We start from the raw sequence: 20,824 nt of genomic DNA, 5'->3' as shown, positions 1-20,824 counted from the left end.
GTTATGGATTCCGTAGCAAAAGCACCGATCGGCGGACACGCCAAGATCATGCTCACCGTATTCGTGGTAGTCGCCGCGATTCGCATGGCCGACTTCATCTTTTACGGTCACGCTGTACAAGATGCGCTCTCGGCCATTGGTTTCGCCCTGCTTGCTCATGGCGTATACACGAATGGCACTGACACGCTCACTCGAAACAACGCGGGCCGCTACGGTACGGTGGTGGGAGCGATTCTCGTCCTCGTAGGGGCGGCAATGCGGTTCATCGGCTGAGCGCTAACAATTCGTCCAAGCCGACGCCGCTTCGCGGCGCGGCTTAACTCAGGTGTTAGGCCCCAGACTACGCATCCTGCGCTTCAACCTTTGAGTCGCAACACGAGTCCCAATCGGGCGGTCGGTGCAACGTGCCCACTCTCGTCGCGCACGCCGCCCACACCCAGCTTCAAAGCCCAGGTTTGTTCGTGCTCAAAGTACGCGCCCAGTAGCAGTTCGCTACCAGCGGCGCGCTCAAAGCTCGTTTGCCCTTCGGCGCCGAGCGCAAAGCCGTCACGTACGGCCCGCCGAACGCCAAACGCTCCGCCGAATTCGGCGGAGCCGCCCTGCTCCCGGCTCGCGATCAGGTTTGCACCCCACTTCAATGCCTCATCGCCGTCCTCAAACGACAGGCGTACCTCGGTGTTGTCACGGCCGTCTTGATGGGCCGCCACCTCGTACTCCGCTCCAATCCCAACTTTCAGTCCGTGATGGTTGGCTGGGTCAGTCAACAACACGTGCACCGCCGGCGCGGTCGCCTCATATGCCCAAGAAGAGCCGCTTAGCTTTTCCGCGTGCGCATGCAGCTCGAACGAAACGCGCGGGGTCACTCCTACCAGCAACGCAGGCTCCATGCCCGCCTGCTCGTCCGCGCCGCCTTCTAGGGCAGCATGGGCGTTAGCGAGCAAATACACGTTCCCGGGGTGCGGCACGGCCGGGCTTTCGAGTATGAGGAAATCCTGCCCGTGGTGAGCCAGCGCTAGGGAAGGCGCTAGCGCAAGCCACAGACCGGCCAGTCGGGCGCGTCGCAGCAAAGTCATTCTCGGTGGTCTCGCAACGGAATCGGCAAATTGTCCCATGGCGCCTACACGTCCGGGCAGATAGGCCGTCGCCTAACAATTCGTCCAAGCCGACGCCGCTTCGCGGCGCGGCTTAACTCAGGTGTTAGGGCTCACATCAATCATTAAGGGGCATGTTGTGTCGGCAATGCAGCAACCATCCAAATTCGTCACCGTCGTTGCTTGGATCTTCATCGTCCTATCGGGCTTCGGCACCGTAATCTCTGTCTTGCAGAATGTGATGTTCCAAACGATGTTCCGCACTCCGGAATTCGCCGACGCAATGCAAGCGCCGGCACCAGGCATGCCGCCCTTCGCTTCGTTCATGTTCGGTCACTTCCAAGTCGTGCTTCTCGCCTTCCTGGCCGTTTCCGCGCTCATGCTTCTCAGCTCAATCGGGCTATTGCGCCGCTGGAACTGGGCACGCCTCACGTTTGTTGGCCTCATGGTGCTGGCGGTCGCATGGCAAATTGTGGGCGTCGTCATTCAGTTCAGCATGTTTTCTTCCATGCGCCAGCAGTTTGCCGCCGCGGCAACGCAAGGTACGCCCGACATGGGCCCGTTCTTTGTGGCCATTGGCGTTATCAGCGTCATCTTCGCGCTTACCTTTGGCGGTCTCTTCAGCTGGATTGCGGCAAAACTCATGTCAGCGCCAATTGCCGCCGAATTCCGGCGGTGAGCCCTAACAATTCGTCCAAGCCGACGCCGCTTCGCGGCGCGGCTTAACTCAGGTGTTAGGCGCCTATGGAAAGTAGCTCGCAGCCGATGGTTCGACCCGCCCGCGCTGAAGATTCGGGCGCGCTGTCGGAGCTGTTCGGCCAGCTCGGCTTTCCGTGCTCGCCCACAGACGTTGTGGAGCGCTTGGGGTCAGTCGCAGATCTCGCACTTGTCGTAGCGCTCGAAGCCTCCGTGCGTGGCGTCATCACGCTTAACGTCATGCCCGTCCTGCATCGCCCAGCGCCGGTGGGTCGTATCTCCGCGCTCGTGGTGGCGGCGAACCATCGCGGCCTCGGGCTAGGCCGTCTCCTGGTTGCGGCGGCGGAGTCGGAGCTGGCGCTGCGCGGTTGCGGTCTGGTCGAAGTCACCAGTAACGTGCAGCTCGAGCAAGCTCACGCGTTCTACAAGGCCGCCGGCTACGAGCTGACCAGCTACCGGTTCAAGAAAGAGCTTGCTGCGGCGCCTAACAATTCGTCCAAGCCGACGCCGCTTCGCGGCGCGGCTTAACTCAGGTGTTAGGTGCCATGGAGCTAGGTCATAGCGTTTCAGGTATTCAAAAGCTTTGCATCGAACTCGCGACGGCGATACACGCCAATTACCACGTCGCGGCAACAGTTTCTGGCAAAGGCCGCCCAACACTCTATGTGGACTTTGACGAACACTTCGAAGACACGCTTTCTACAAAATCTATTGAACTGGCCGTCAACTTTCGCCTGCTCCTTGATAGAGCTAGCGGATACATGCTCGATGACCCGGCGGATCTCCCTACTACCTGCATCGAGATGCTCGAAGGTCATGGGAGAAGGACCTTGCGCGAATGCGCGAACAAGCTTATCCATGCTGATCATCTGACGTTTTCTTACGCCGTGTACCACTCAACTTACGAAGGCACGGAGCCATTCCGTAACCCGGTAAAGGAGTCGTCCGTGGAGCTCAATGGCTTTTTGGGCGGCAAGCGGTGGCGCTGCAAGATTGATTTGTTGAAATTCGCGGAAGAGGTGTACGAGCGATCCTGGGATCTTCGCGAAACTTTGGCTGGCTTAATTCGGTAGGTGTCAGGCGTGGCACCTAACAATTCGTCCAAGCCGACGCCGCTTCGCGGCGCGGCTTAACTCAGGTGTTAGGCATCAGCTGAAAATGCTTTGAGAGTTCGGCGCGTTGCGCCGCCTGCGTTGCACGCGGCTTCACTCATGTCTCCCGCGCGGCCATGCATCTCAAGCTCATCGCATCGCTGCCCGCTCTCGCGCGCAGCTCACCGATTCCAAGCTGTCTTCGGCTCCTTCCGATCGCGCCCAGTTGTCAGTCGGCGCCTTCGCGGCTTGCATCAGTGGCAGGCACGATCGCAGCGCCCGATACCTTCTTGCTCCGTGATCGCCTCTGCCGCCAAGTCGCTGGCGCCAACGATTTCTGTTGCGGGCCTCTCTGCCCCGGAAGGCTCAGGTAGGCACCGTCGCGGCGCCCTCCTCTATCGTGGCTTCTAGATCGTGCTCCGCGGCGGTATCGTTGCGCCTAACTAGTCGTTCAACCCGACGCCGCTTCGCGGCGCGGGTCAACTCCGGTGTTAGGCCCCACATGAAGCTTTCCAGTCTTCGAATTCAGAGCAAACCGCTGATCCTCGGTGCGCGTCTGTGGCTACTTGGCTGGCTCGCAGTCATTGCTGTCATTCTTGTCGCGCATTCCGGCGCCGCTACGTCGTTCGCTGTATTCCTGCCATTTCACTGGGCGGCCTGTTGGTACATGTCCCGCGCGGCACGCGATTTCGGGCTTAGCCCTTGGGTGTTCGGCCTAGTGCCAGCGATACTTCCGCCGATGTATCTGTTGCTGTCCAGCAAGCTGCGTTGGCGGGCGTGGGCAGCGGCCTACGAAGGCTCCAGAATCGGTGGGGCCTAACAATTCGTCCAAGCCGACGCCGCTTCGCGGCGCGGCTTAACTCAGGTGTTAGGGGGCATGGATATGATCAACGCACTTGTGGCACTCGTTTTGGCGACCCAGCTTGGCAGGTCCCCGGAGCCGTCGCCGTATCTCGAGTGCACAGCGGCCCGGTTGCAGCCATTCGTTCACCCTACCGGTGTGAATCAAGCTTGGCCGGTAGCGGCGTCGCTCCCCGGAGAGCTCGCCGAACGCTCAGGCCGCCTGTTGTCAGATCAGGGCAACGTGGCGGATGGCTATGCGCACTGGCTTGTTCTCAGTACCGAAACGCGATCGGCATATGTCATCGAGCGGGGCGGCTTTGCGGGAACACAAAAGGTGTACGGGCCATTGCCCGTGGCGGTCTGTCAGCTTGCCCCCTAACGATTCGTCCAAGCCGACGCCGCTTCGCGGCGCGGCTTAACTCAGGTGTTAGCGCTCATGAACAATCCGTATCGCTCCCCCGAAACCTTTCCAGCCGCGACGGCACCCGCGCCGTCTCTCGGGCTCGTCTTCGTCGGAGTCGTACTGTCTGCGTTTCCTGCCGCGGTGTCCTCTCTTGTCGTCGGGCATTTTCGCGATGCACTTGCGGCGTTCGGGGCTGATCTTCCGGCTCTAACCAAACTCCTTTTCGCGCACCACAACTGGTTGTGGCTGGTGCCCGCTGCCGTTGCAGCAATCGCGTTTCGCGGCGCGCCTCTCAGCCGTGCACGCCGGGCGCTCATCTTGGGCGTCGTCAGCCTGTTCGTCCTCGTGCCGGCTTGCGTCATTGCGCTTTACCTGCCGATCTTTAAGCTCGGCGCCGTTGTAGGCTGAGCGCTAACAATTCGTCCAAGCCGACGCCGCTTCGCGGCGCGGCTTAACTCAGGTGTTAGATGACTATGGCAGATTGGCGGCGTTGCGTTGTGACACTAATCGATGTTATTGGGATTAAGTCCTTGGCATCGAAGGACGACGGCTCAGCAGCACAAAAGATGCGCGAATTGCACGCGCTCGCTTCCAATTACGCATCGCACATGATGCCTCTCCACGCTCACACATACCTGTGGAATGATTCCGTCCTTCTTCTTGCGTATGCAGATGAACACTTAACGAATGCAGACGGCATTATTCGAGAGGCGAACGAGCTTAAGAAGAAGATCGACAGAATAGGAAGGTGCTACGCCATTGCGGTTAAAGGGAAGACATTTCCTGAGCTAGATCATTTCCGCCCGGCTATATTCGACGGTCAGATTGCCGATCAGCCTCGGGCCATTGTTATAAAAGCTTCCAGCTTCGCCATGGCCAACTGCTTTCTCATTGAAGAAAAGCTCGGGAAGGAACACAAGAAGCCATGGTCAATTGACGGCCGTATAGCGACGCATATACGGACTACGCAGAAATACACTGATCACGAAATAGAGTTGCTTCCTCGGAGCCAGCCTAGAAGTGTTCGGCTATACGACGGGGATCTCTGGTAGTCATCTAACAATTCGTCCAAGCCGATGCCGCTTCGCGGCACGGCTTAACTCAGGTGTTAGGCGGCACAGGAAAGGAGACGCGTCGCGTGAGCAACGAACAGCCTCTTTCGCTGAGTGGTTCGTGCCACTGTGGCGCTGTGCGCCTCAGCCTTCCGGCGGCGCCAGAAACCGCCACGAGTTGCAATTGCTCCTTGTGCAGGCGCACGGGAGGCATCTGGGCCTATTACGAGCTCGGCACCGTCTCTATCCAAGGGCATCCGGAGAATACGGAGAGCTACGTGTGGGGTGATCGCAGCCTGAGCAATTTCCGCTGCAAGAACTGCGGCATCGCCACCCACTGGGAACCTATCGAACCCACGCCCGGCGCTCGCCACGGGGTGAACCTTCGCAACTTTGAACCCGCGCTGCTAGCGTCAGTCACTGTCCGGAGATTCGATGGCGCCGATACGTGGAAATTCCTGGATTGAAACAATGCAGCTTCCCGCGGGTGGCGCTCGCAATATCGCAGGTGCCGCCTAACAATTCGTTCAAGCCGACGCCGCTTCGCGGCGCGGCTTAACTCAGGTGTTAGCGCCCACCACCGACTCTTCTTAGAGGTCGTAGTGGTTGTCTGGCGGCTCGACGCTTCTCGCTCCACCCAGCGGCGCCCTGCTCCATCACGGCTTGCGTGCCGCATCCCTATCGCCAGCCGCGTGCCTCGCTCTAGCACTCGTCCATTTCCGCGCCCCGCCCTTAGCTGCCAGCGTGCGCGAGCCACTCGCGGTCGCCGGCCGTGGCATTCTTCGCTCATAAGTTGGAGCCGGCTCGGCATCTCCGTGTGGGCTCTAACAACTCGTTCAACCCGACGCCGCTTCGCGGCGCGGGTCAACTCAGGTGTTAGGTGGCTCAAGGAGTACTTCGCTCGACATGCTTAGATTTTTCGCTTCATTGCTAGTGCCTCTACTTTTTGCCGGGTGCGCGGCTGCGTCGTCTTGCGGAGACATTAAGGTCGAGAAGATCGCGCCGGCTGACAGCTCGGTTCTTGAAGAGTGGCACCGCGTTACAACCGAGGAGGACGTGCTCGGTGTTAGCGCGAGTAGGCTAGAAGGCGCTCAAGAAGAGTGGCAAGTCTTCGTGAACGCGGCGGAATTCGCGCGCGAAGAGCCAACCCAGTCCATGCTCCACGAGGCAGTGACTCAGGCATTGCAGAATGCCGAGGGCGTCACCGCCGTCCTCCACGAGGATCGTGAGGTTTGGATCGTCCGCGGCAATGTTCGCGGCGAAGCACTGGTTCGCTCTGTGGCACCGGCCTTGGATCACATGCAGCGGGACTTGGAGCGGACTATTGAAGATCTCTAAATCGCCACCTAACAATTCGTCCAAGCCGACGCTGCTTCGCGGCGCGGCTTAACTCAGGTGTTAGGCGGCACAGGAAAGGAGACGCGTCGCGTGAGCAACGAACAGCCTCTTTCGCTGAGTGGTTCGTGCCACTGTGGCGCTGTGCGCCTCAGCCTTCCGGCGGCGCCAGAAACCGCCACGAGTTGCAATTGCTCCTTGTGCAGGCGCACGGGAGGCATCTGGGCCTATTACGAGCTCGGCACCGTCTCTATCCAAGGGCATCCGGAGAATACGGAGAGCTACGTGTGGGGTGATCGCAGCCTGAGCAATTTCCGCTGCAAGAACTGCGGCATCGCCACCCACTGGGAACCTATCGAACCCACGCCCGGCGCTCGCCACGGGGTGAACCTTCGCAACTTTGAACCCGCGCTGCTAGCGTCAGTCACTGTCCGGCGATTCGATGGCGCCGATACGTGGAAATTCCTGGATTGAAACAGTGCAGCTTCCCGCGGGTGGCGCCCGCAATATCGCAGGTGCCGCCTAACAATTCGTTCAAGCCGACGCCGCTTCGCGGCGCGGCTTAACTCAGGTGTTAGGTTGCAGTGGAAGATTCAAGGCGCGCCGCACTAGAAGATCTCATCACTCTCCGGCAACCGCTGGCGGCTGTGGGTGCTCGGCTCGCGCGATACCCGTGGGACTCAGAGGTGGAGCTAGTCACGCTGCTCCCCGAGCACATTGCAGGTGTGCTCGCGCGTTTCTGCGCTGGCGAGATCGCTGCCGAAGACGTCGAGGACTGGGCTAATGCTATCGAGTGTCGGGAAGACATCGCTCTTGCGGGAGCGCCTGTTGAGCGCGCGGTGTTCCAGCTCGCAAATCCCATCACCACCGAGCCAATCACGCTAGCATCGGCGGCATCGCTGGTTGCAGCTCTGCATTCCTCTGCAACCTAACAATTCGTCCAAGCCGACGCCGCTTCGCGGCGCGGCTTAACTCAGGTGTTAGGCGCCAGCCATGATAGATCTCGAGCCGCCACTTCTCGTCTACTCGCAAGACCGTCATCCGTTCCATGACGGCATGCGCGAGAAACATGCATGCCTCGCCTTCCAATGCGAAGCGTGCGGCCACACCGTTGAACGCAATGTACTGTCGGCGGTCAGCGCTGGCACCGAATGGTTTAGGTCGTTACCGCTCGAAGACCAGCGGCACATCGCCTCTACCTTTTCGTGCACGCTGGAGTTCGTCGGGCCTAAGGCGCTTGCCTGGGCGGCATTCCCGAATGGTCGCTCCGGATACTTTTCGACTGCTCGGTGTGGCAACTGTGGCAAGGCCTACGTCGTCGCAATCGACTTCTATGAAATGCAGCCGGCCCGCTATATTGCTTTGCTGCAGGGCGTCGCTGGACTGGCGCCTAACAATTCGTCCAAGCCGACGCCGCTTCGCGGCGCGGCTTAACTCAGGTGTTAGGCCTCGGTCGGTTGTTGTAATCGCGCTTTTGCGCCGGCCAGTTCATTGCGTTGCTGAGTCGCTCGCGGTCAACAGCTCGCTTCGGTACGCGACTCGCCGCGCTCGCTCTGCCGTCACCGTTGCCTCGCTCTCCGATTCGTGCGCGGTCGGCTCCTGATTCTCCCTAAAGTACCGACATCCCCGATCCGCTTGCCGAGCTGACGGGTGGAATGCGCCTTGGCTTTGTGCCAGTGCGAAACAGCTCGCCGCCGAACGTCTTGGCTCCAGCTCGCGGTTCTCGCTTCGGCCGTTATCCCGTGCCGGGTTGCTCGCCGCCGTCGGCCCGTTCAAGCTTGGCCTAACAATTCGTCCAAGCCGACGCCGCTTCGCGGCGCGGCTTAACTCAGGTGTTAGAGGGCTATGGACGCTTCAAACGTCATTGCAGCACTAGCATTGTTGATCAGCCTGGTTGCCGCCGCGATCAGCTGGAAGGCCTATGCCCACACGGTCAATGCCCACCAACTGGAAACCACTCTCGCGTTTGAGCGTGACAAGTCAGAACTCCTTTCTTACATCGAGCAGAGTCGGAACCTCTTTTCTTCAGCTCGTAGAGAAATCGAACTCGCGCAATTCGTGCTGTCGCACGAGCCGCCCGAAGTGCAACAGGCGCTTAGCTCATACCACGGGCTTTTCACAGAGTTCCTTCCAAACCTCATTGGCGCGGAAAGGAATGCAAATTCTCTCTGGCAGGAGATCTTCGAGTGGCGCGACAAGTCTGGGCGCAGCGGATTCGCGCACCACGCTCCTCGTTTTCGGGCGTCCATCGAGAACGATCGGGTCGCCCACGAAATGGCGCTAAAGTGCACGGCAGAGTTCAACAGCCAGATGGGGCGGGCCAAGGAAGCCTATGCAAACGGGCTTTTCGGCTAGCCCTCTAACAATTCGTCCAAGCCGACGCCGCTTCGCGGCGCGGCTTAACTCAGGTGTTAGCCCACGCACCGAACTTCTACTGGGAACCGAAAGCCATGTTTGATTTGACACTCCCGTGGTGGGAATTCGTCGTGCGGGGAGTAGCGGTCTACGCGTTTCTGCTCGCAATCATCCGTATTAGCGGCAAGCGTCAAATTGGCCAGCTCGCGCCGTTCGATCTCGTGCTTTTGCTTGTACTGTCCAACGCCGTCCAAAATTCCATGGTGGGTGGCGATAGCTCTCTCTTGGGCGGGCTAATTTCTACCGTCACTCTGGTTGCCGCGAATTACTTGGTGGGACTCGTAACCTTCAAGAGCAAGCGGCTCGAGGCTCTTATCGAGGGGCGCCCGCTGGTGATCATCCATAACGGCAAGCTATACGAAGACTTCGCCGCGAAGGCTCACTTGACCAGCCACGAGCTGCACAGCGCGCTGCGTCAGGCGGGATGCACCTCGGTGGAAGATGTGCACTACGCTGTCCTGGAAAACAACGGCGTCATTAGCGTGGTTAAGCGCGAACCCAAATCCACCGCGCCGGATAGCATCGCCCGAAGCGAGGGCTAACAATTCGTCCAAGCCGACGCCGCTTCGCGGCGCGGCTTAACTCAGGTGTTGGCCGGCCATGAAAAGTGTTCTTGCAATTGCAGTAGGAATCTTGCTCACCGGCTGCGCTCGCGCACCCGAAGATCCGCTGTGCGCAGTGGTCGCAAACCCATCGTCTTATGTCGGCAAGAGCGTCACGCTCAGCGGCACCGCGCGCATGTACAAGCAGAGGGTCGGTCTCTACAGCCAGGCGTGCCCATCGCAAGCGTTGCTTCTTGCAATGGGGCCGGAAGATACTTTCAAGTCGGCCCACCACGTTTCCACGCCCAATATTGTGTTCCTCAACCAGGTGGTGAGGCTGCTGGGTACCGGCGCTTCCGTCACTGTTACCGGGCGAGTAACGCCTGCTCCGGGTCAGCCTGATCCGTTTGCACTTACCATTGAGTCGGCTGCCCTCAAGTAGTCGCTGGCCGGCCAACAATTCGTCCAAGCCGACGCCGCTTCGCGGCGCGGCTTAACTCAGGTGTTAGGCCTCATGAGCCACCCTCACGCATTCCAGTCTTGGCCCTTCAGTCTTCCCGTCGAAACTGGCGTATTCACCACTCGCCAGGTTCTAGAGGGCCTAGAGCCAATCCGCGAGGTCTATCACGACCCCGACGGTGATTGGCAGTTCCTGTGCGGCACCACGCTCGATGCGAAGGATCTCAAGCTCGTCTGCCTGGGCTGCATGGTCGAGAATGACCCGACCATTGGCGAGCTGGCGGAAATGCCGCCGAGCTGGTGTGCGACTCGGCAGGAATCTGGCTGCGAGTGGATCCAAGAGCCCTATGAGCCCCGCGAAGATGAGGCCTAACAATTCGTCCAAGCCGACGCCGCTTCGCGGCGCGGCTTAACTCAGGTGTTAGGTTGCCGAGGAGAGAGCATGGACAAGTGGGTTACATACGCCGTCATCTCCATGATCTTCGCTGGCTTCACTTCCGTGATCGCCAAGATGGGCCTTGCCGGAATTTCGGGCGAACTTGGGCTCGCTGTTCGAACCATGTTCGTCGCGGTATTCGTCATCGGTTTCGCGGCGCTGTTCGTCGCGCCTGCGGAGCTGAAGTCTCTGGCTCCGCACAATCTCTTCTGGCTTGGTGTTTCCGGCGTCACCACGTCTTTGTCGTGGATCTTCTACTACAAGGCCCTAAAGCAAGGCGAGGTCTCAACCATCGCGCTTATTGATAAAGCGAGCTTCATCGTCGCGGTTCTGCTGGCCTGGCTCATACTCAAGGAACAGATCACACCGCGCGTTATTCTTGGCTGCGTACTAGTGGGTTCCGGGTTGCTCGTCGTCGCATATCGGCCGGCAACCTAACAATTCGTCCAAGCCGACGCCGCTTCGCGGCGCGGCTTAACTCAGGTGTTAGGCCCTAGATGAGAGTTCTCTTAGCACTCGCGTTTCTTCTTACGGCAGCACCTGCTCAGGCCGCGACTCAATGCGAAATACCTGGCAGCGCCGTGCACTGGGCTTACGACGCATGTATGGGCCACTTCGAAACGGATGATGGCCTGCACCCGGGCGTCATGAAGTGTGCGGACCGTGGGCAGGCGCTTATCAAGCGTCTCGGCAGCTGCCCGGCCAAGCGTGTCTTCAAAGGGCGAATGTGCAGCGAACTGTAGCGCACCGAGTCCCGTCGAGCTTCTTACGGCGCCTGCATGGCAGACTCGAGTGTAATAGGTTCAACAGTTGCAAATGGCGGGCTCTAGGGCCTAACAATTCGTCCAAGCCGACGCCGCTTCGCGGCGCGGCTTAACTCAGGTGTTAGGGCGCACATGAAGAAAATCGTACTCGCAGCCGCACTGATAGCAGCCCTCCACTTGCCAGTGCAGGCGAAGTCTTCCTGCCCGGACTTGCCCGCGGGCTCGGCACTCCACTGGCGGCACGACTCTGGCCCAGGCTACGACGTGTGCTATGCGCTCCGAACTTCCGGCACGGTGGCATTCGGGCTATACCTCGGCACTGACAACCCGCTCAGCCATTCAAAGCTCAGCCCGCTCCAGCCCGGGATCGCGGCAGGTAAGCCGGTCATGTGGTCCGTTGCACGCGGCAGTGCAACCCGGCACGCGCTTCTCGTGCTCAATGAGCGAACTGGTTACAAGATGCATGTGTTCGTGCCTGGCGTCCCGGCGGATACGCTGCAGCAGCGCATGAACACCGTGGGCGCGTTACGTCTCGTTTCCGCGGGTGCGCCCTAACAATTCGTCCAAGCCGACGCCGCTTCGCGGCGCGGCTTAACTCAGGTGTTAGGGCTCATGTGGGAAAGACTTTCGGTGCCTGCAGGTGTGCTCCTCGGCTCAGCGAGCTCAGCCGGGGTGGGTACGCTGGTACTTCCTTGGCTCCCTATGGCGCCTAAGATTGGTGGCTTGCCCGTATTCGCTGTCTTCTTCCTGGCTTCACTCGTCTTGATCTTGAGCGTGGGTCTACGCATCGTAGCTTCGCTCCAACGTCGCTCGCGTTATCGCTTTCGATCGCTGGTCGGCTACGGCACGGCGTCGGGTGCTTTAGTTGCAGCAATACTCACCCTGCCAGGTCATCCTGGTGCTTCACGCTTTGAATGGGCCTTTTCCGCGGGCGCTATATGCGTGAGCTCATTGCTCGGTGCGAGCGCCTCGCTGGGCTTCTGGGTCGGCCACCGGCTCATGAGCCCTAACAATTCGTCCAAGCCGACGCCGCTTCGCGGCGCGGCTTAACTCAGGTGTTAGGCCTCACTCAAATTTCAAGGGGAACGTGGTGAAGCGATTCGTTGCATTGCTCGCAGGCGCAGTAGTCGGAACTTCTCTCGCGGCAGACAAACCCGCGCTCGTCTGGAGCCCGGATGTTGCCGCGGAAAGCACCGGCACCATCCGTGCTGCCTCGAAGGATGAGAAGCAGGAGCAAAAGGCAAGCGGGGTGGTTCGCGCCTTTGTAAATCCCGCAGGTCAAGGCTCTGTGGCTACGCTGATTCGCATCTGGGCAGATCAACCCTCGCGCTCTGAGAATCTCAAAGATTTCGGTTCGGTCGTCGTCCCGGCGGGCAACTATCACGTCGCAGCAAAGTGCTACCTGTTTCCGTTCACGATGACCCGTGAAACCGTCGTTCTCGTGGAGCCGGGCGTGCAGTACCGCGCCGAGTGTGTCGGCCAAACCGCTCACAGTACCGAACTGGTCATCTACCGCCTTCCCGGTGAGGCCTAACAATTCGTCCAAGCCGACGCCGCTTCGCGGCGCGGCTTAACTCAGGTGTTAGGCGGCATGGAAAGTTTGGTCACCGTCCGAATAGCAAATCTCCGCTCTCGCGTTCAGAGCACGAAGGAGCTTGTGCCGTTTAGCCGCGTCGAGCGCGACGAAGTGGTGGTCACTTGTCCACCCGGCGTTGGCGAAAGCCTGAATGACCAACTGGTGTGGCTCTGGAGCGCACTCAAGCCCGGGCGTCGGGCATTGGCCAAGCTGCAATCAGAAGGCGCAGTGATTACGTGTCACTACAGCGGCCCGTCGCATTTCATCCTCAAGCCCAATGGCGCGGAGTTTCTCCACCTGATGGGCGTGGAGCTTGTCGTTGGCTAAGCTGCCGCCTAACAATTCGTCCAAGCCGACGCCGCTTCGCGGCGCGGCTTAACTCAGGTGTTAGGCCTCATGGGAAGTCACATGGCTGCGTGCTTGAACGTCATCGCGCTCATCCTGTCGCTCATTGGCTCATTTCTACTGTTCTTCTATGGCTTTCCTGCCAAAAAGGTCGGAAACGTCTTCTTCTACGGGAACTTGGCCATGGAGTCGTCGCCGGTGGATGGCGAACGCGCCGTCCCCCGAGAAGAGTGGGAGCCGCAGTTCAACGCGTTCAAGTGGAGAGCCAAGTTCTTCAACCGGCTCGGCTTTGCCATGATTACGCTCGGAATGCTGCTGCAACTCGTGGCCTTAGCTGTCTGAGGCCTAACAATTCGTCCAAGCCGACGCCGCTTCGCGGCGCGGCTTAACTCAGGTGTTAGGCCTGCCAGCGACATCAACGGAGTCGTGTATGGATATTCAACTGCGGCGAGCCATCGCGGCGATTGCCATGACCTTTGCGCTGAGTCCCTCAACGTACGCCCACGATGCCAACCGGGAGGCCGAAACGGCCAAGGTGTATGAAGCATTCTTGGCTTCGTGGGACGGCAAGAGCAAAGCGCCCCTCAACGTGGCAGCAAGCGCTAAACCACTATCGCCACAAGATCTGAAAGACATTTCGTCCTGTGGCGGCGGCGAGTGGGAGGTGGCAGAAACCAGCGCGCCGCTCGCTGTCCAGCTTCGCGCGCTACGGCAGGTTCGTCTCATCAAGCCTGGGGAGTTGCGAGCAATGGATCCAGGCAAGCTGATTGCGCGGGGCGTGCCCGTCGACGAAGCTGTAGAGAAGGGCTTCTCCCACGCATTGCTCACGCTTTCCACAGTCACCTTCGAGCGGTCCGGCCAGCGCGCTGCGCTCAACTACTCGTTTGTCTGCGGCCGGCTCTGCGGTAACGGTGGCACCGTGATGCTCGAGCGCACTCCACATGGCTGGGCGCGCAGCAAGACCGAGTGCGGCATGTGGATGTCCCACTCGGGCAGGCCTAACAATTCGTCCAAGCCGACGCCGCTTCGCGGCGCGGCTTAACTCAGGTGTTAGGGCTCAAAGGAGAGCTCCGATGCAGTCGAAGCAGATTGTTGCCACAGCCCTGCTACTCGCCCTCACTGGCGCGGCTGCCGCTACCGGAATCAAGGGTGCGGTGCACTCCCAGACCACCTTCAGCTATGCGTGCCCGGGCGGTCTGTCGGGCCAGATACAGATCGAGAAGAACCGCGAGCCGCAGTTCACATCTACACTCCGTGCTTGGGTCAACGGTGCTCAGATTGATCAGGATGCCGCTGTGCAGAAGTCGCTCGCTGGCAAGAATATTCAGTACGTCGAGCCGCTGTGCGAGGGTGACACCACGGTGCTCGCCTTCAAGGTCTGGGTACTGTCCACACAGAAGGAAGGCACGGTGAACGTGCTTGTGGACAAGTCGGGCAAAGTCTCGGTTGAGCCCTAACAATTCGTCCAAGCCGACGCCGCTTCGCGGCGCGGCTTAACTCAGGTGTTAGGCCCCGCAGGTAATCTCAGGCAGCCGCGAGGAGTCATGGAAGCTCAGGTCGAACGCCCGCCCGCTACGCCGAACGGTCCGTTCACGGTTCTCGTTAGCACCCTGCTGACCCTTGCCGGTATTTTCGGTGTCGCCGTCGGTGTTGGAGAACTCGGCTTCCACCCGCTTGAATGGCACGCAAGTGCGCCTCGAGCGGTTCCGATTCTTGTGTCGGCAGTCGTAGACCTTTGGGCCGGCACCGCGCTGGGCTTTGGCCATTACCGCCGCGCTTTCCGCATTCTGTTGCTGGCACTCGCATGCCGCATGGTGTGGTCAGTGCTCGCACATTGGGGCTGGCTCGACACCGGTCGCGGCACGTTGGAGCTCGTGGCGTTGCTTCCCGCCAGCTGGTTGCAGCGCAACAGCCGGCCGGGGCCTAACAATTCGTCCAAGCCGACGCCGCTTCGCGGCGCGGCTTAACTCAGGTGTTAGGCCAACCGGGATAGTTATGCAGCGCACGAAAGTTGTTCTCGCAGCAAATACGAGTGTTCTTCCGGATATCGGAGACATTGTCGTGAGCGCTCGCTCGCTGTTCCAGGGACAAGCCGAGATCGTCGTAGGCTACCCAGGGCATCCCAATGCTGAATTTGAATTGCGAACGGGCGATGCCGGCCTTTACCAAGCGCCCGCCGGCGACACATACGAAGTCCGCGCAATGTCGCTCGCCGTTAATCGGGCCGAGCTGCTACTAACGCGGCTGGGTCCCGAACCCAAGTTAGCAGCGGCCTTCACATCAAGCGACCCGCTGAACTCGCCGTTCACCGAGGAAGAATTGCTCAAGATCGATGCGAGCGTTGAAGCGGTCAAGAGCGATATTGCTCAGGGCGGCGAATTCACCCCGCATCAACTTGAAGCAATTCATCGGCGTCTTGATGAGATCAAGGAGGGCGCGCGCCGCATGGGTCGAAAGGATTGGATCCAATACTTCGCAGGATCGATCACTTCGCTGTGTGTATCTGCGGCATTTGCGCCCGAAGCGACTCAACGGCTCTTTAGCTCGATTGGGTCTGCATTTTCTTGGACCTTTCAAGCTGCTCCAACGCTACTGCTACTCACGTAGCTGTTGGCCTAACAATTCGTCCAAGCCGACGCCGCTTCGCGGCGCGGCTTAACTCAGGTGTTAGGTTGCCGAGGAGAGAGCATGGACAAGTGGGTTACATACGCCGTCATCTCCATGATCTTCGCTGGCTTCACTTCCGTGATCGCCAAGATGGGCCTTGCCGGAATTTCGGGCGAACTTGGGCTCGCTGTTCGAACCATGTTCGTCGCGGTATTCGTCATCGGTTTCGCGGCGCTGTTCGTCGCGCCTGCGGAGCTGAAGTCTCTGGCTCCGCACAATCTCTTCTGGCTTGGTGTTTCCGGCGTCACCACGTCTTTGTCGTGGATCTTCTACTACAAGGCCCTAAAGCAAGGCGAGGTCTCAACCATCGCGCTTATTGATAAAGCGAGCTTCATCGTCGCGGTTCTGCTGGCCTGGCTCATACTCAAGGAACAGATCACACCGCGCGTTATTCTTGGCTGCGTACTAGTGGGTTCCGGGTTGCTCGTCGTCGCATATCGGCCGGCAACCTAACAATTCGTCCAAGCCGACGCCGCTTCGCGGCGCGGCTTAACTCAGGTGTTAGGCCCCAGACCGAGGACATCGCGGCGTGGTAGACGACGTAATCGACCGCTCGACACTCATTTTCGTGGGAGGTGGCTTAGCCGTTGCCCTAGTCTCGGGCGTTGCAACCGGCAGCTGGATTGGGCCGATGGTCGGTCTCGTCTTTGTAGCCATTGGCGTTGGTATGGCCATCTTCCGCTATCGCCGCATCGTATTCATCGGTGAGATGATGCGAACTGGCCGCCGTGTAAAAGCCAGAGTCATTCAAGTGCAGCTAGACACGTCCCTCGAGGTGAACGGCAGGAACCCATTCCGCATCGTCGCTCAAGCGCAGGACCCCTCTAGCAAAGAAATGCACGTTTACAAGAGCTGGAGCATTGGGTTCGACCCAAGTGAATTTCTGGGTACAGGCGAGATCACCGTGTATGTCGATCGAGCATCTTCCAAGCGGTACTACATGGATACGTCGTTCTTACCGCGTCTGGCTCGCTAGCCTGGGGCCTAACAATTCGTCCAAGCCGACGCCGCTTCGCGGCGCGGCTTAACTCAGGTGTTAGGCGGCATGGGCAGTCAAGTCGAACTCCGGATATCAAACCTAGGCGCTCGCAGCGAGAGTACAAAGGCGCTTGTGCCCTTCAGCCGTCTCGACGGAGAGGACGTTGTGCTGGTGTGTCCTCCTGGAGTGGGAACGGGCCTCAATGATCAGCTGGTGTGGCTCTGGGGAGCGCTCAAGGGCTCCCGTCGGCCGCTGGCGAAGCTCCAGGCCGAAGGTGCTCACATCACCTGTGCGTGCAAGCTGGCTGGTCCGGAAGTCCTGAGGCCAAATGGCGCAGAGTTCCTACACCTCATGGGCGTAGAGCTCGTCATTGGCTAAGCTGCCGCCTAACAATTCGTCCAAGCCGACGCCGCTTCGCGGCGCGGCTTAACTCAGGTGTTAGGCAGCATGGAAAGTGACACGCCGGTGGAGTTTCAGATCGCGCCTGGCCAGATCTACGAGGATGGCTTTTTCCATCCGTGCCTTTGCGTCGGAGTCGAAGATGGACTCGTGTACGGCATCTCGCTCGTCGACGGGTCACATCCGCGAAGCTGTGATCAACACTTAGGCGGCCTCCGCTTGCTTACACCGTCCGAGGCATGGGAAATCCGTCTTCACGGGCCTACAGATCCCGCCGAGCGAGAACTGGTAGAGCCCGCAGCCCGATGGTGGCGATAATGCTGCCTAACAATTCGTCCAAGCCGACGCCGCTTCGCGGCGCGGCTTAACTCAGGTGTTAGGCGGCATGAAATGAACTTCAGCGACCTCCAACAACAAGCCCTTAAGCTCAACGCCCTCTACGAACAACTCGAGGTCAAGCGCTGGGGTCGCGTGTGGACCACTCAGGAATTGGCGCTCGGCTTCATGGGAGACGTCGGCGATCTCGCGAAGTTGGTCCAGGCGCACGCGGGCGTCCGCACGATCGAGGACCATCAGGCCAAGCTCGGCCACGAGTTGTCCGACTGCTTGTGGTCAATCATGGTTCTGGCCAACAAGTGTGGCGTCGATCTTGAAGAGCAGTTCATCAGGAACACTCGCGAGATCTGTGAATACGTAGAAGGCGAGCTCGCCAAGTAACTGGTAGCCGCCTAACAATTCGTCCAAGCCGACGCCGCTTCGCGGCGCGGCTTAACTCAGGTGTTAGGCGCCACACATGACTTCCAAGCTCTCCTTACCGCTCGTCGCCGCTCTCTCCGCCTGCAGCGTTGCCGGATCAACGTGGAGCTCAGACATTTGTGCGTGCACTCCAGCGTGGTTCAACCTAGCAGCGGCTTTGCAGCTGGAAGGCATCAACGACGCAGAAGACCTAACACTCGAACGGGTGGAAGCCTCCGCGGAGCGCCTGGTGGGCACGAGGGCGTCTGCGAACACGTTGCCTTCGGCAGGCAACCCACAGGCATGTAAGCCCACAGGGACCGGCTCCGAATGCAAATGGGCCGTCTGGGCTCGCGATCACACGCTGAAGGGTTATGTCGCAACTTTCACAATCGCGCCGTCGGGCATCGTTACTTCTGTTGCTGTCAAGGTGGCCACATGGAAATCAGCGGGTGGCGCCTAACAATTCGTCCAAGCCGACGCCGCTTCGCGGCGCGGCTTAACTCAGGTGTTAGGGCTCATGGAAACAATGTTCCTCGCTGCGGCAGTCACGACAATCCCCGGACTATTATTTTTTCTCGGGCTGCCTGCCATCGCCATTGCGCTTGCGCGGCAGCCCGGGCTGTCGGCTTGGCGTCTGGCGGCAGGCTACGTCGGCGCCCTCGCCGTCCTCGGAGTGTTGGTAGCCGCTACGGGCTACGTATCACCGGAGGAAGCGTCCCGCGTCTGGCATATCGCTCCGGCGCGCTATTGGGCTGTGCTACTACGAGATCTTCTAAATACTTGGGTGGCGGCAGCCTTTATGGCTGTGCTTGGAATCTCTCTGGTCGGGGTGCCAGCGCTCGTTTACCTCCATCACCGCAGGCTCGCCACTGCTCCTAACTTGCTCCTGGCGTCAGCCGGCATCTCGCTGATCTTCGGCGTTCTCGCGTATTTGGCTATGCATTGGTCCAGCAACGTTAGGTTCGGCGAGCTGGTCCTTACCTTTCTGGTATCGCATGCCGCCATGGCTGCTGGTTTCGCGCTCGCAGCACGGCTCCCGTGGGCTCAGCGTCTTGAGCCCTAACAATTCGTCCAAGCCGACGCCGCTTCGCGGCGCGGCTTAACTCAGGTATTAGGCCCCGTGTTGAACAAGATCGCTACCTTGATGGACCAAACAGCAGTCCGCTGCCTGCTCGGGCTGGTAGCGATTTGCGCCAGCCTTGTTCTCGTGCTGCCCGTGCTCGCCCTGTTGTCGGTCACCCTTCACGAGCCCGTGCTTGGTGCCATCGGCGCGGCAGCTTTGGCCGGGCTGGTTGCCGGCTTGGCCAGGCTTCTGTTGGGTGGCAGGTTCTTTTCTGTATCAGCGGCGGCGCGCACTGCCATTCGGCTCGGCTTGGGCGCAGGTGTTCTTGCTGTCGCAGTCGGAGCCATCGCACTCCCAAGCGAGAGCGAATGGCGCCCGGTCATCGCTGCCGTGGCAGCGCTGGGCGCAGTCTTGCTAGCAGGTTCCGTGGGTCGCAGCCCGGGCCCTAACAATTCGTCCAAGCCGACGCCGCTTCGCGGCGCGGCTTAACTCAGGTGTTAGGGCGCATGGGTAAGAGTTCCGCGAGTGCAAGCAAGAAGCGTAGGCTCTCAGGGCGTGGTCTCCTACTGATCGCTCTACTTCTCGCCGCTGCGTACCTGGCTGCGCCGTTTCTACTGATACCGGCCCTGGTCCAGTGTCACCCTCCGCGAATGGTCAATCGCGTCATGCCGGTCGTATATCCGTTTACTCGCATGGCAAGCGACAACGCTTACAAGCGCTACTGGCTTGAGGTCCTCAACCGGCGTTACCGAGAGGCTGCTCCACATTGCCCCGACCGCAATAGTCAGATATATGCGCCCTAACAATTCGTCCAAGCCGACGCCGCTTCGCGGCGCGGCTTAACTCAGGTGTTAGGCCCCGAATGAGAATTCTCATCTGCTTGATGGCGTTGGTAGTTCCCGGCGTTGTGCTGGCCGACGGCGTGCCACTCAAGAATGGGCGCTACGCGGGAAAGGTACTGACTTTCTCGCTCACGCCTGAGCAGCGCGCTGCCGCGGATCGATTCCGCACATGCCATCTCGCGCATTTCCGAGAAACGAACATCTACACGCCGTACGTGTTCCGCCTTAGCAAGGAACAAGCCGAAGTGGTCCGTCGCGCCGTCGGTTTCGCGCCATCGCGGTTTGACCTCTACGAAACGTACCGGGGCTTCAATGATTCCGGGCCGCACTGGAACTTAGCTCTTCGCTACTCGGCCGAACGATTCGAAGTGCCCCTTGAACTGTTGCTTAGAGATCACGCCGCATCCGCTGCCGAAAGGGAGCAAGGCTGGAAGAATACGAACCCCTGCTTTCCGCTGTCGGGGCCTAACAATTCGTCCAAGCCGACGCCGCTTCGCGGCGCGGCTTAACTCAGGTGTTAGGTGCGCGAGGAGAGAAAAATGCATCCGCTATTCAAGTCCATCACTGCTGTCGTCGGCGGCGCTCTTGCTGCAGTCGGCCTGCTCTACGCGTGGCCTCACATCGCCGCCGCAGGACTAGTCTTCCATCCGCTATGGGCTACTGGCCTGCGCGGCGAAGGCTTGCTCTCCGCCGTGCATGTCGGCGATTTCCTCGTGTCCATGGTTCTACTTCTCCCGCTTGCTCTGCTACTCCGGGTGCTCGGTACCGCGCACCCTTGGCGTGACACCTTTCTCGCGTGTTTAAGTCTGGTCGCAACCTCAGCAGTCCTAGTCGGGTCTCCTTCCTCCCATACCGGGATACTTGGCGTACTTCTTGCCCTGTCCCCCGCCGCTGCATTACTTGCCGACGTCTGGCTGTGCGTGAAGATCACCGGTCGCGCACCTAACAATTCGTCCAAGCCGACGCCGCTTCGCGGCGCGGCTTAACTCAGGTGTTAGGCCCCAGTAGAAGCGACGATGCGACTTGAGCCCAAAAACGTGGCGCGATATGCCGCTCTCTGGGTGGCGTTCCTTCTGTCTTTCGCGCTT

General features: G+C 59.9%; 31 protein-coding genes. 30 read left to right on the top strand and 1 reads right to left on the bottom strand.

Annotation, left to right across the window (positions count from 1 at the left end; translation table 11 throughout):
• Window positions 1–3: 3 nt before the first annotated feature.
• Window positions 4–273, top strand: coding sequence for a hypothetical protein (locus DWG18_RS02425; protein ID WP_115645077.1), 270 nt, complete (start codon window positions 4–6; stop codon window positions 271–273).
• 83 nt (window positions 274–356) lie between these two features.
• Here the strand turns inward: DWG18_RS02425 and DWG18_RS02420 are convergent, their stop codons facing one another.
• Entirely contained in the window at window positions 357–1,073 is a 717-nt protein-coding gene (locus DWG18_RS02420; protein ID WP_115645075.1) for a hypothetical protein, read from the bottom strand.
• A 166-nt stretch (window positions 1,074–1,239) separates the two neighbouring features.
• Between DWG18_RS02420 and DWG18_RS02415 the strand changes: the two genes are divergently transcribed.
• From DWG18_RS02415 to DWG18_RS15110, 29 genes are all read left to right on the top strand, one after another.
• The gene (locus DWG18_RS02415) at window positions 1,240–1,770 is read left to right on the top strand and encodes a hypothetical protein (protein WP_115645073.1); all 531 of its coding nucleotides are present in this window, start codon (window positions 1,240–1,242) and stop codon (window positions 1,768–1,770) included.
• A gap of 86 nt (window positions 1,771–1,856) precedes the next feature.
• Entirely contained in the window at window positions 1,857–2,315 is a 459-nt protein-coding gene (locus DWG18_RS02410) for a GNAT family N-acetyltransferase (protein ID WP_162823668.1), read from the top strand.
• A 17-nt stretch (window positions 2,316–2,332) separates the two neighbouring features.
• Window positions 2,333–2,860: a hypothetical protein gene (locus tag DWG18_RS15155; protein WP_162823667.1), complete on the top strand. Its 528-nt coding sequence runs from the start codon at window positions 2,333–2,335 to the stop codon at window positions 2,858–2,860.
• A gap of 520 nt (window positions 2,861–3,380) precedes the next feature.
• Window positions 3,381–3,698: a hypothetical protein gene (locus DWG18_RS15150; protein ID WP_162823666.1), complete on the top strand. Its 318-nt coding sequence runs from the start codon at window positions 3,381–3,383 to the stop codon at window positions 3,696–3,698.
• A gap of 459 nt (window positions 3,699–4,157) precedes the next feature.
• Window positions 4,158–4,532 (top strand): hypothetical protein, encoded by a 375-nt coding sequence (locus DWG18_RS02400; RefSeq protein ID WP_115645067.1) that lies wholly within the window; start codon window positions 4,158–4,160, stop codon window positions 4,530–4,532.
• Window positions 4,533–4,654: 122 nt separating this feature from the next.
• Entirely contained in the window at window positions 4,655–5,176 is a 522-nt protein-coding gene (locus tag DWG18_RS15145) for a hypothetical protein (RefSeq protein WP_162823665.1), read from the top strand.
• 906 nt (window positions 5,177–6,082) lie between these two features.
• Complete coding sequence (locus tag DWG18_RS02390; RefSeq protein ID WP_115645065.1) at window positions 6,083–6,514, top strand: hypothetical protein; 432 nt, start codon at window positions 6,083–6,085, stop codon at window positions 6,512–6,514.
• Window positions 6,515–6,604: 90 nt separating this feature from the next.
• The gene (locus tag DWG18_RS02385) at window positions 6,605–6,985 is read left to right on the top strand and encodes a GFA family protein (RefSeq protein ID WP_115645063.1); all 381 of its coding nucleotides are present in this window, start codon (window positions 6,605–6,607) and stop codon (window positions 6,983–6,985) included.
• Between the two features lie 212 nt (window positions 6,986–7,197).
• Window positions 7,198–7,443 (top strand): hypothetical protein, encoded by a 246-nt coding sequence (locus DWG18_RS15140; protein WP_162823664.1) that lies wholly within the window; start codon window positions 7,198–7,200, stop codon window positions 7,441–7,443.
• A 61-nt stretch (window positions 7,444–7,504) separates the two neighbouring features.
• Complete coding sequence (locus DWG18_RS02380) at window positions 7,505–7,945, top strand: hypothetical protein (RefSeq protein ID WP_115645061.1); 441 nt, start codon at window positions 7,505–7,507, stop codon at window positions 7,943–7,945.
• A gap of 411 nt (window positions 7,946–8,356) precedes the next feature.
• The gene (locus DWG18_RS02375) at window positions 8,357–8,866 is read left to right on the top strand and encodes a hypothetical protein (protein ID WP_115645059.1); all 510 of its coding nucleotides are present in this window, start codon (window positions 8,357–8,359) and stop codon (window positions 8,864–8,866) included.
• Window positions 8,867–8,961: 95 nt separating this feature from the next.
• Window positions 8,962–9,468, top strand: coding sequence for a YetF domain-containing protein (locus DWG18_RS02370; protein WP_115645057.1), 507 nt, complete (start codon window positions 8,962–8,964; stop codon window positions 9,466–9,468).
• Window positions 9,469–9,526: 58 nt separating this feature from the next.
• On the top strand, window positions 9,527–9,910 hold the full coding sequence (locus tag DWG18_RS15135; protein ID WP_162823663.1) for a hypothetical protein: 384 nt from the start codon (window positions 9,527–9,529) through the stop codon (window positions 9,908–9,910).
• A gap of 72 nt (window positions 9,911–9,982) precedes the next feature.
• Window positions 9,983–10,300: a hypothetical protein gene (locus DWG18_RS02365; RefSeq protein ID WP_115645055.1), complete on the top strand. Its 318-nt coding sequence runs from the start codon at window positions 9,983–9,985 to the stop codon at window positions 10,298–10,300.
• A gap of 69 nt (window positions 10,301–10,369) precedes the next feature.
• Window positions 10,370–10,801, top strand: coding sequence for an EamA family transporter (locus DWG18_RS02360; protein ID WP_115645041.1), 432 nt, complete (start codon window positions 10,370–10,372; stop codon window positions 10,799–10,801).
• A gap of 1,416 nt (window positions 10,802–12,217) precedes the next feature.
• Window positions 12,218–12,661: a hypothetical protein gene (locus tag DWG18_RS15130; RefSeq protein ID WP_162823662.1), complete on the top strand. Its 444-nt coding sequence runs from the start codon at window positions 12,218–12,220 to the stop codon at window positions 12,659–12,661.
• A gap of 57 nt (window positions 12,662–12,718) precedes the next feature.
• Window positions 12,719–13,030: a hypothetical protein gene (locus tag DWG18_RS02345; RefSeq protein WP_115645049.1), complete on the top strand. Its 312-nt coding sequence runs from the start codon at window positions 12,719–12,721 to the stop codon at window positions 13,028–13,030.
• Window positions 13,031–13,123: 93 nt separating this feature from the next.
• Entirely contained in the window at window positions 13,124–13,390 is a 267-nt protein-coding gene (locus tag DWG18_RS02340) for a hypothetical protein (protein WP_162823661.1), read from the top strand.
• An 88-nt stretch (window positions 13,391–13,478) separates the two neighbouring features.
• Window positions 13,479–14,090 (top strand): hypothetical protein, encoded by a 612-nt coding sequence (locus DWG18_RS02335; protein WP_115645045.1) that lies wholly within the window; start codon window positions 13,479–13,481, stop codon window positions 14,088–14,090.
• Window positions 14,091–14,121: 31 nt separating this feature from the next.
• Window positions 14,122–14,505 carry a hypothetical protein gene (locus DWG18_RS02330; RefSeq protein ID WP_115645043.1) on the top strand — a complete coding sequence of 128 codons (384 nt, stop codon included), beginning with the start codon at window positions 14,122–14,124 and terminating at the stop codon, window positions 14,503–14,505.
• A gap of 87 nt (window positions 14,506–14,592) precedes the next feature.
• Complete coding sequence (locus tag DWG18_RS15125; RefSeq protein ID WP_162823660.1) at window positions 14,593–15,015, top strand: hypothetical protein; 423 nt, start codon at window positions 14,593–14,595, stop codon at window positions 15,013–15,015.
• Between the two features lie 28 nt (window positions 15,016–15,043).
• Window positions 15,044–15,655, top strand: coding sequence for a hypothetical protein (locus DWG18_RS15120; RefSeq protein ID WP_162823659.1), 612 nt, complete (start codon window positions 15,044–15,046; stop codon window positions 15,653–15,655).
• An 81-nt stretch (window positions 15,656–15,736) separates the two neighbouring features.
• Window positions 15,737–16,168 (top strand): EamA family transporter, encoded by a 432-nt coding sequence (locus DWG18_RS02325; RefSeq protein WP_115645041.1) that lies wholly within the window; start codon window positions 15,737–15,739, stop codon window positions 16,166–16,168.
• Window positions 16,169–16,346: 178 nt separating this feature from the next.
• Entirely contained in the window at window positions 16,347–16,691 is a 345-nt protein-coding gene (locus DWG18_RS02320; RefSeq protein WP_115645039.1) for a hypothetical protein, read from the top strand.
• Window positions 16,692–17,483: 792 nt separating this feature from the next.
• Complete coding sequence (locus tag DWG18_RS02315) at window positions 17,484–17,810, top strand: nucleotide pyrophosphohydrolase (protein WP_115645037.1); 327 nt, start codon at window positions 17,484–17,486, stop codon at window positions 17,808–17,810.
• 538 nt (window positions 17,811–18,348) lie between these two features.
• Entirely contained in the window at window positions 18,349–18,894 is a 546-nt protein-coding gene (locus DWG18_RS02310; RefSeq protein ID WP_115645035.1) for a hypothetical protein, read from the top strand.
• A gap of 57 nt (window positions 18,895–18,951) precedes the next feature.
• Window positions 18,952–19,383, top strand: a complete 432-nt coding sequence (locus DWG18_RS02305; protein ID WP_115645033.1) for a hypothetical protein — start codon at window positions 18,952–18,954, stop codon at window positions 19,381–19,383.
• 373 nt (window positions 19,384–19,756) lie between these two features.
• Window positions 19,757–20,245, top strand: coding sequence for a hypothetical protein (locus DWG18_RS15115; protein WP_162823658.1), 489 nt, complete (start codon window positions 19,757–19,759; stop codon window positions 20,243–20,245).
• 30 nt (window positions 20,246–20,275) lie between these two features.
• Window positions 20,276–20,722, top strand: a complete 447-nt coding sequence (locus DWG18_RS15110; protein WP_162823657.1) for a hypothetical protein — start codon at window positions 20,276–20,278, stop codon at window positions 20,720–20,722.
• The last annotated feature ends 102 nt before the right edge of the window (window positions 20,723–20,824 follow it).

Source organism: Lysobacter sp. TY2-98 (assembly GCF_003367355.1).
GTDB lineage: Bacteria > Pseudomonadota > Gammaproteobacteria > Xanthomonadales > Xanthomonadaceae > Cognatilysobacter.
This window is presented reverse-complemented; position numbering and strand designations above follow the sequence as displayed.

Bases quoted from the DNA above. Each gene is read 5' to 3' on its own strand.
- DWG18_RS02425 (WP_115645077.1), top strand. From the start codon at position 4: ATGGATTCCGTAGCAAAAGCACCGATCGGCGGACACGCCAAGATCATG.
- DWG18_RS02420 (WP_115645075.1), bottom strand. From the start codon at position 1,073: ATGACTTTGCTGCGACGCGCCCGACTGGCCGGTCTGTGGCTTGCGCTA.
- DWG18_RS02415 (WP_115645073.1), top strand. From the start codon at position 1,240: ATGCAGCAACCATCCAAATTCGTCACCGTCGTTGCTTGGATCTTCATC.
- DWG18_RS02410 (WP_162823668.1), top strand. From the start codon at position 1,857: ATGGTTCGACCCGCCCGCGCTGAAGATTCGGGCGCGCTGTCGGAGCTG.
- DWG18_RS15155 (WP_162823667.1), top strand. From the start codon at position 2,333: ATGGAGCTAGGTCATAGCGTTTCAGGTATTCAAAAGCTTTGCATCGAA.
- DWG18_RS15150 (WP_162823666.1), top strand. From the start codon at position 3,381: ATGAAGCTTTCCAGTCTTCGAATTCAGAGCAAACCGCTGATCCTCGGT.
- DWG18_RS02400 (WP_115645067.1), top strand. From the start codon at position 4,158: ATGAACAATCCGTATCGCTCCCCCGAAACCTTTCCAGCCGCGACGGCA.
- DWG18_RS02390 (WP_115645065.1), top strand. From the start codon at position 6,083: ATGCTTAGATTTTTCGCTTCATTGCTAGTGCCTCTACTTTTTGCCGGG.
- DWG18_RS02380 (WP_115645061.1), top strand. From the start codon at position 7,505: ATGATAGATCTCGAGCCGCCACTTCTCGTCTACTCGCAAGACCGTCAT.
- DWG18_RS02375 (WP_115645059.1), top strand. From the start codon at position 8,357: ATGGACGCTTCAAACGTCATTGCAGCACTAGCATTGTTGATCAGCCTG.
- DWG18_RS02370 (WP_115645057.1), top strand. From the start codon at position 8,962: ATGTTTGATTTGACACTCCCGTGGTGGGAATTCGTCGTGCGGGGAGTA.
- DWG18_RS15135 (WP_162823663.1), top strand. From the start codon at position 9,527: ATGAAAAGTGTTCTTGCAATTGCAGTAGGAATCTTGCTCACCGGCTGC.
- DWG18_RS02365 (WP_115645055.1), top strand. From the start codon at position 9,983: ATGAGCCACCCTCACGCATTCCAGTCTTGGCCCTTCAGTCTTCCCGTC.
- DWG18_RS02360 (WP_115645041.1), top strand. From the start codon at position 10,370: ATGGACAAGTGGGTTACATACGCCGTCATCTCCATGATCTTCGCTGGC.
- DWG18_RS02345 (WP_115645049.1), top strand. From the start codon at position 12,719: ATGGAAAGTTTGGTCACCGTCCGAATAGCAAATCTCCGCTCTCGCGTT.
- DWG18_RS02335 (WP_115645045.1), top strand. From the start codon at position 13,479: ATGGATATTCAACTGCGGCGAGCCATCGCGGCGATTGCCATGACCTTT.
- DWG18_RS02330 (WP_115645043.1), top strand. From the start codon at position 14,122: ATGCAGTCGAAGCAGATTGTTGCCACAGCCCTGCTACTCGCCCTCACT.
- DWG18_RS15125 (WP_162823660.1), top strand. From the start codon at position 14,593: ATGGAAGCTCAGGTCGAACGCCCGCCCGCTACGCCGAACGGTCCGTTC.
- DWG18_RS15120 (WP_162823659.1), top strand. From the start codon at position 15,044: ATGCAGCGCACGAAAGTTGTTCTCGCAGCAAATACGAGTGTTCTTCCG.
- DWG18_RS02325 (WP_115645041.1), top strand. From the start codon at position 15,737: ATGGACAAGTGGGTTACATACGCCGTCATCTCCATGATCTTCGCTGGC.
- DWG18_RS02320 (WP_115645039.1), top strand. From the start codon at position 16,347: ATGGTCGGTCTCGTCTTTGTAGCCATTGGCGTTGGTATGGCCATCTTC.
- DWG18_RS02315 (WP_115645037.1), top strand. From the start codon at position 17,484: ATGAACTTCAGCGACCTCCAACAACAAGCCCTTAAGCTCAACGCCCTC.
- DWG18_RS02310 (WP_115645035.1), top strand. From the start codon at position 18,349: ATGGAAACAATGTTCCTCGCTGCGGCAGTCACGACAATCCCCGGACTA.
- DWG18_RS15115 (WP_162823658.1), top strand. From the start codon at position 19,757: ATGAGAATTCTCATCTGCTTGATGGCGTTGGTAGTTCCCGGCGTTGTG.
- DWG18_RS15110 (WP_162823657.1), top strand. From the start codon at position 20,276: ATGCATCCGCTATTCAAGTCCATCACTGCTGTCGTCGGCGGCGCTCTT.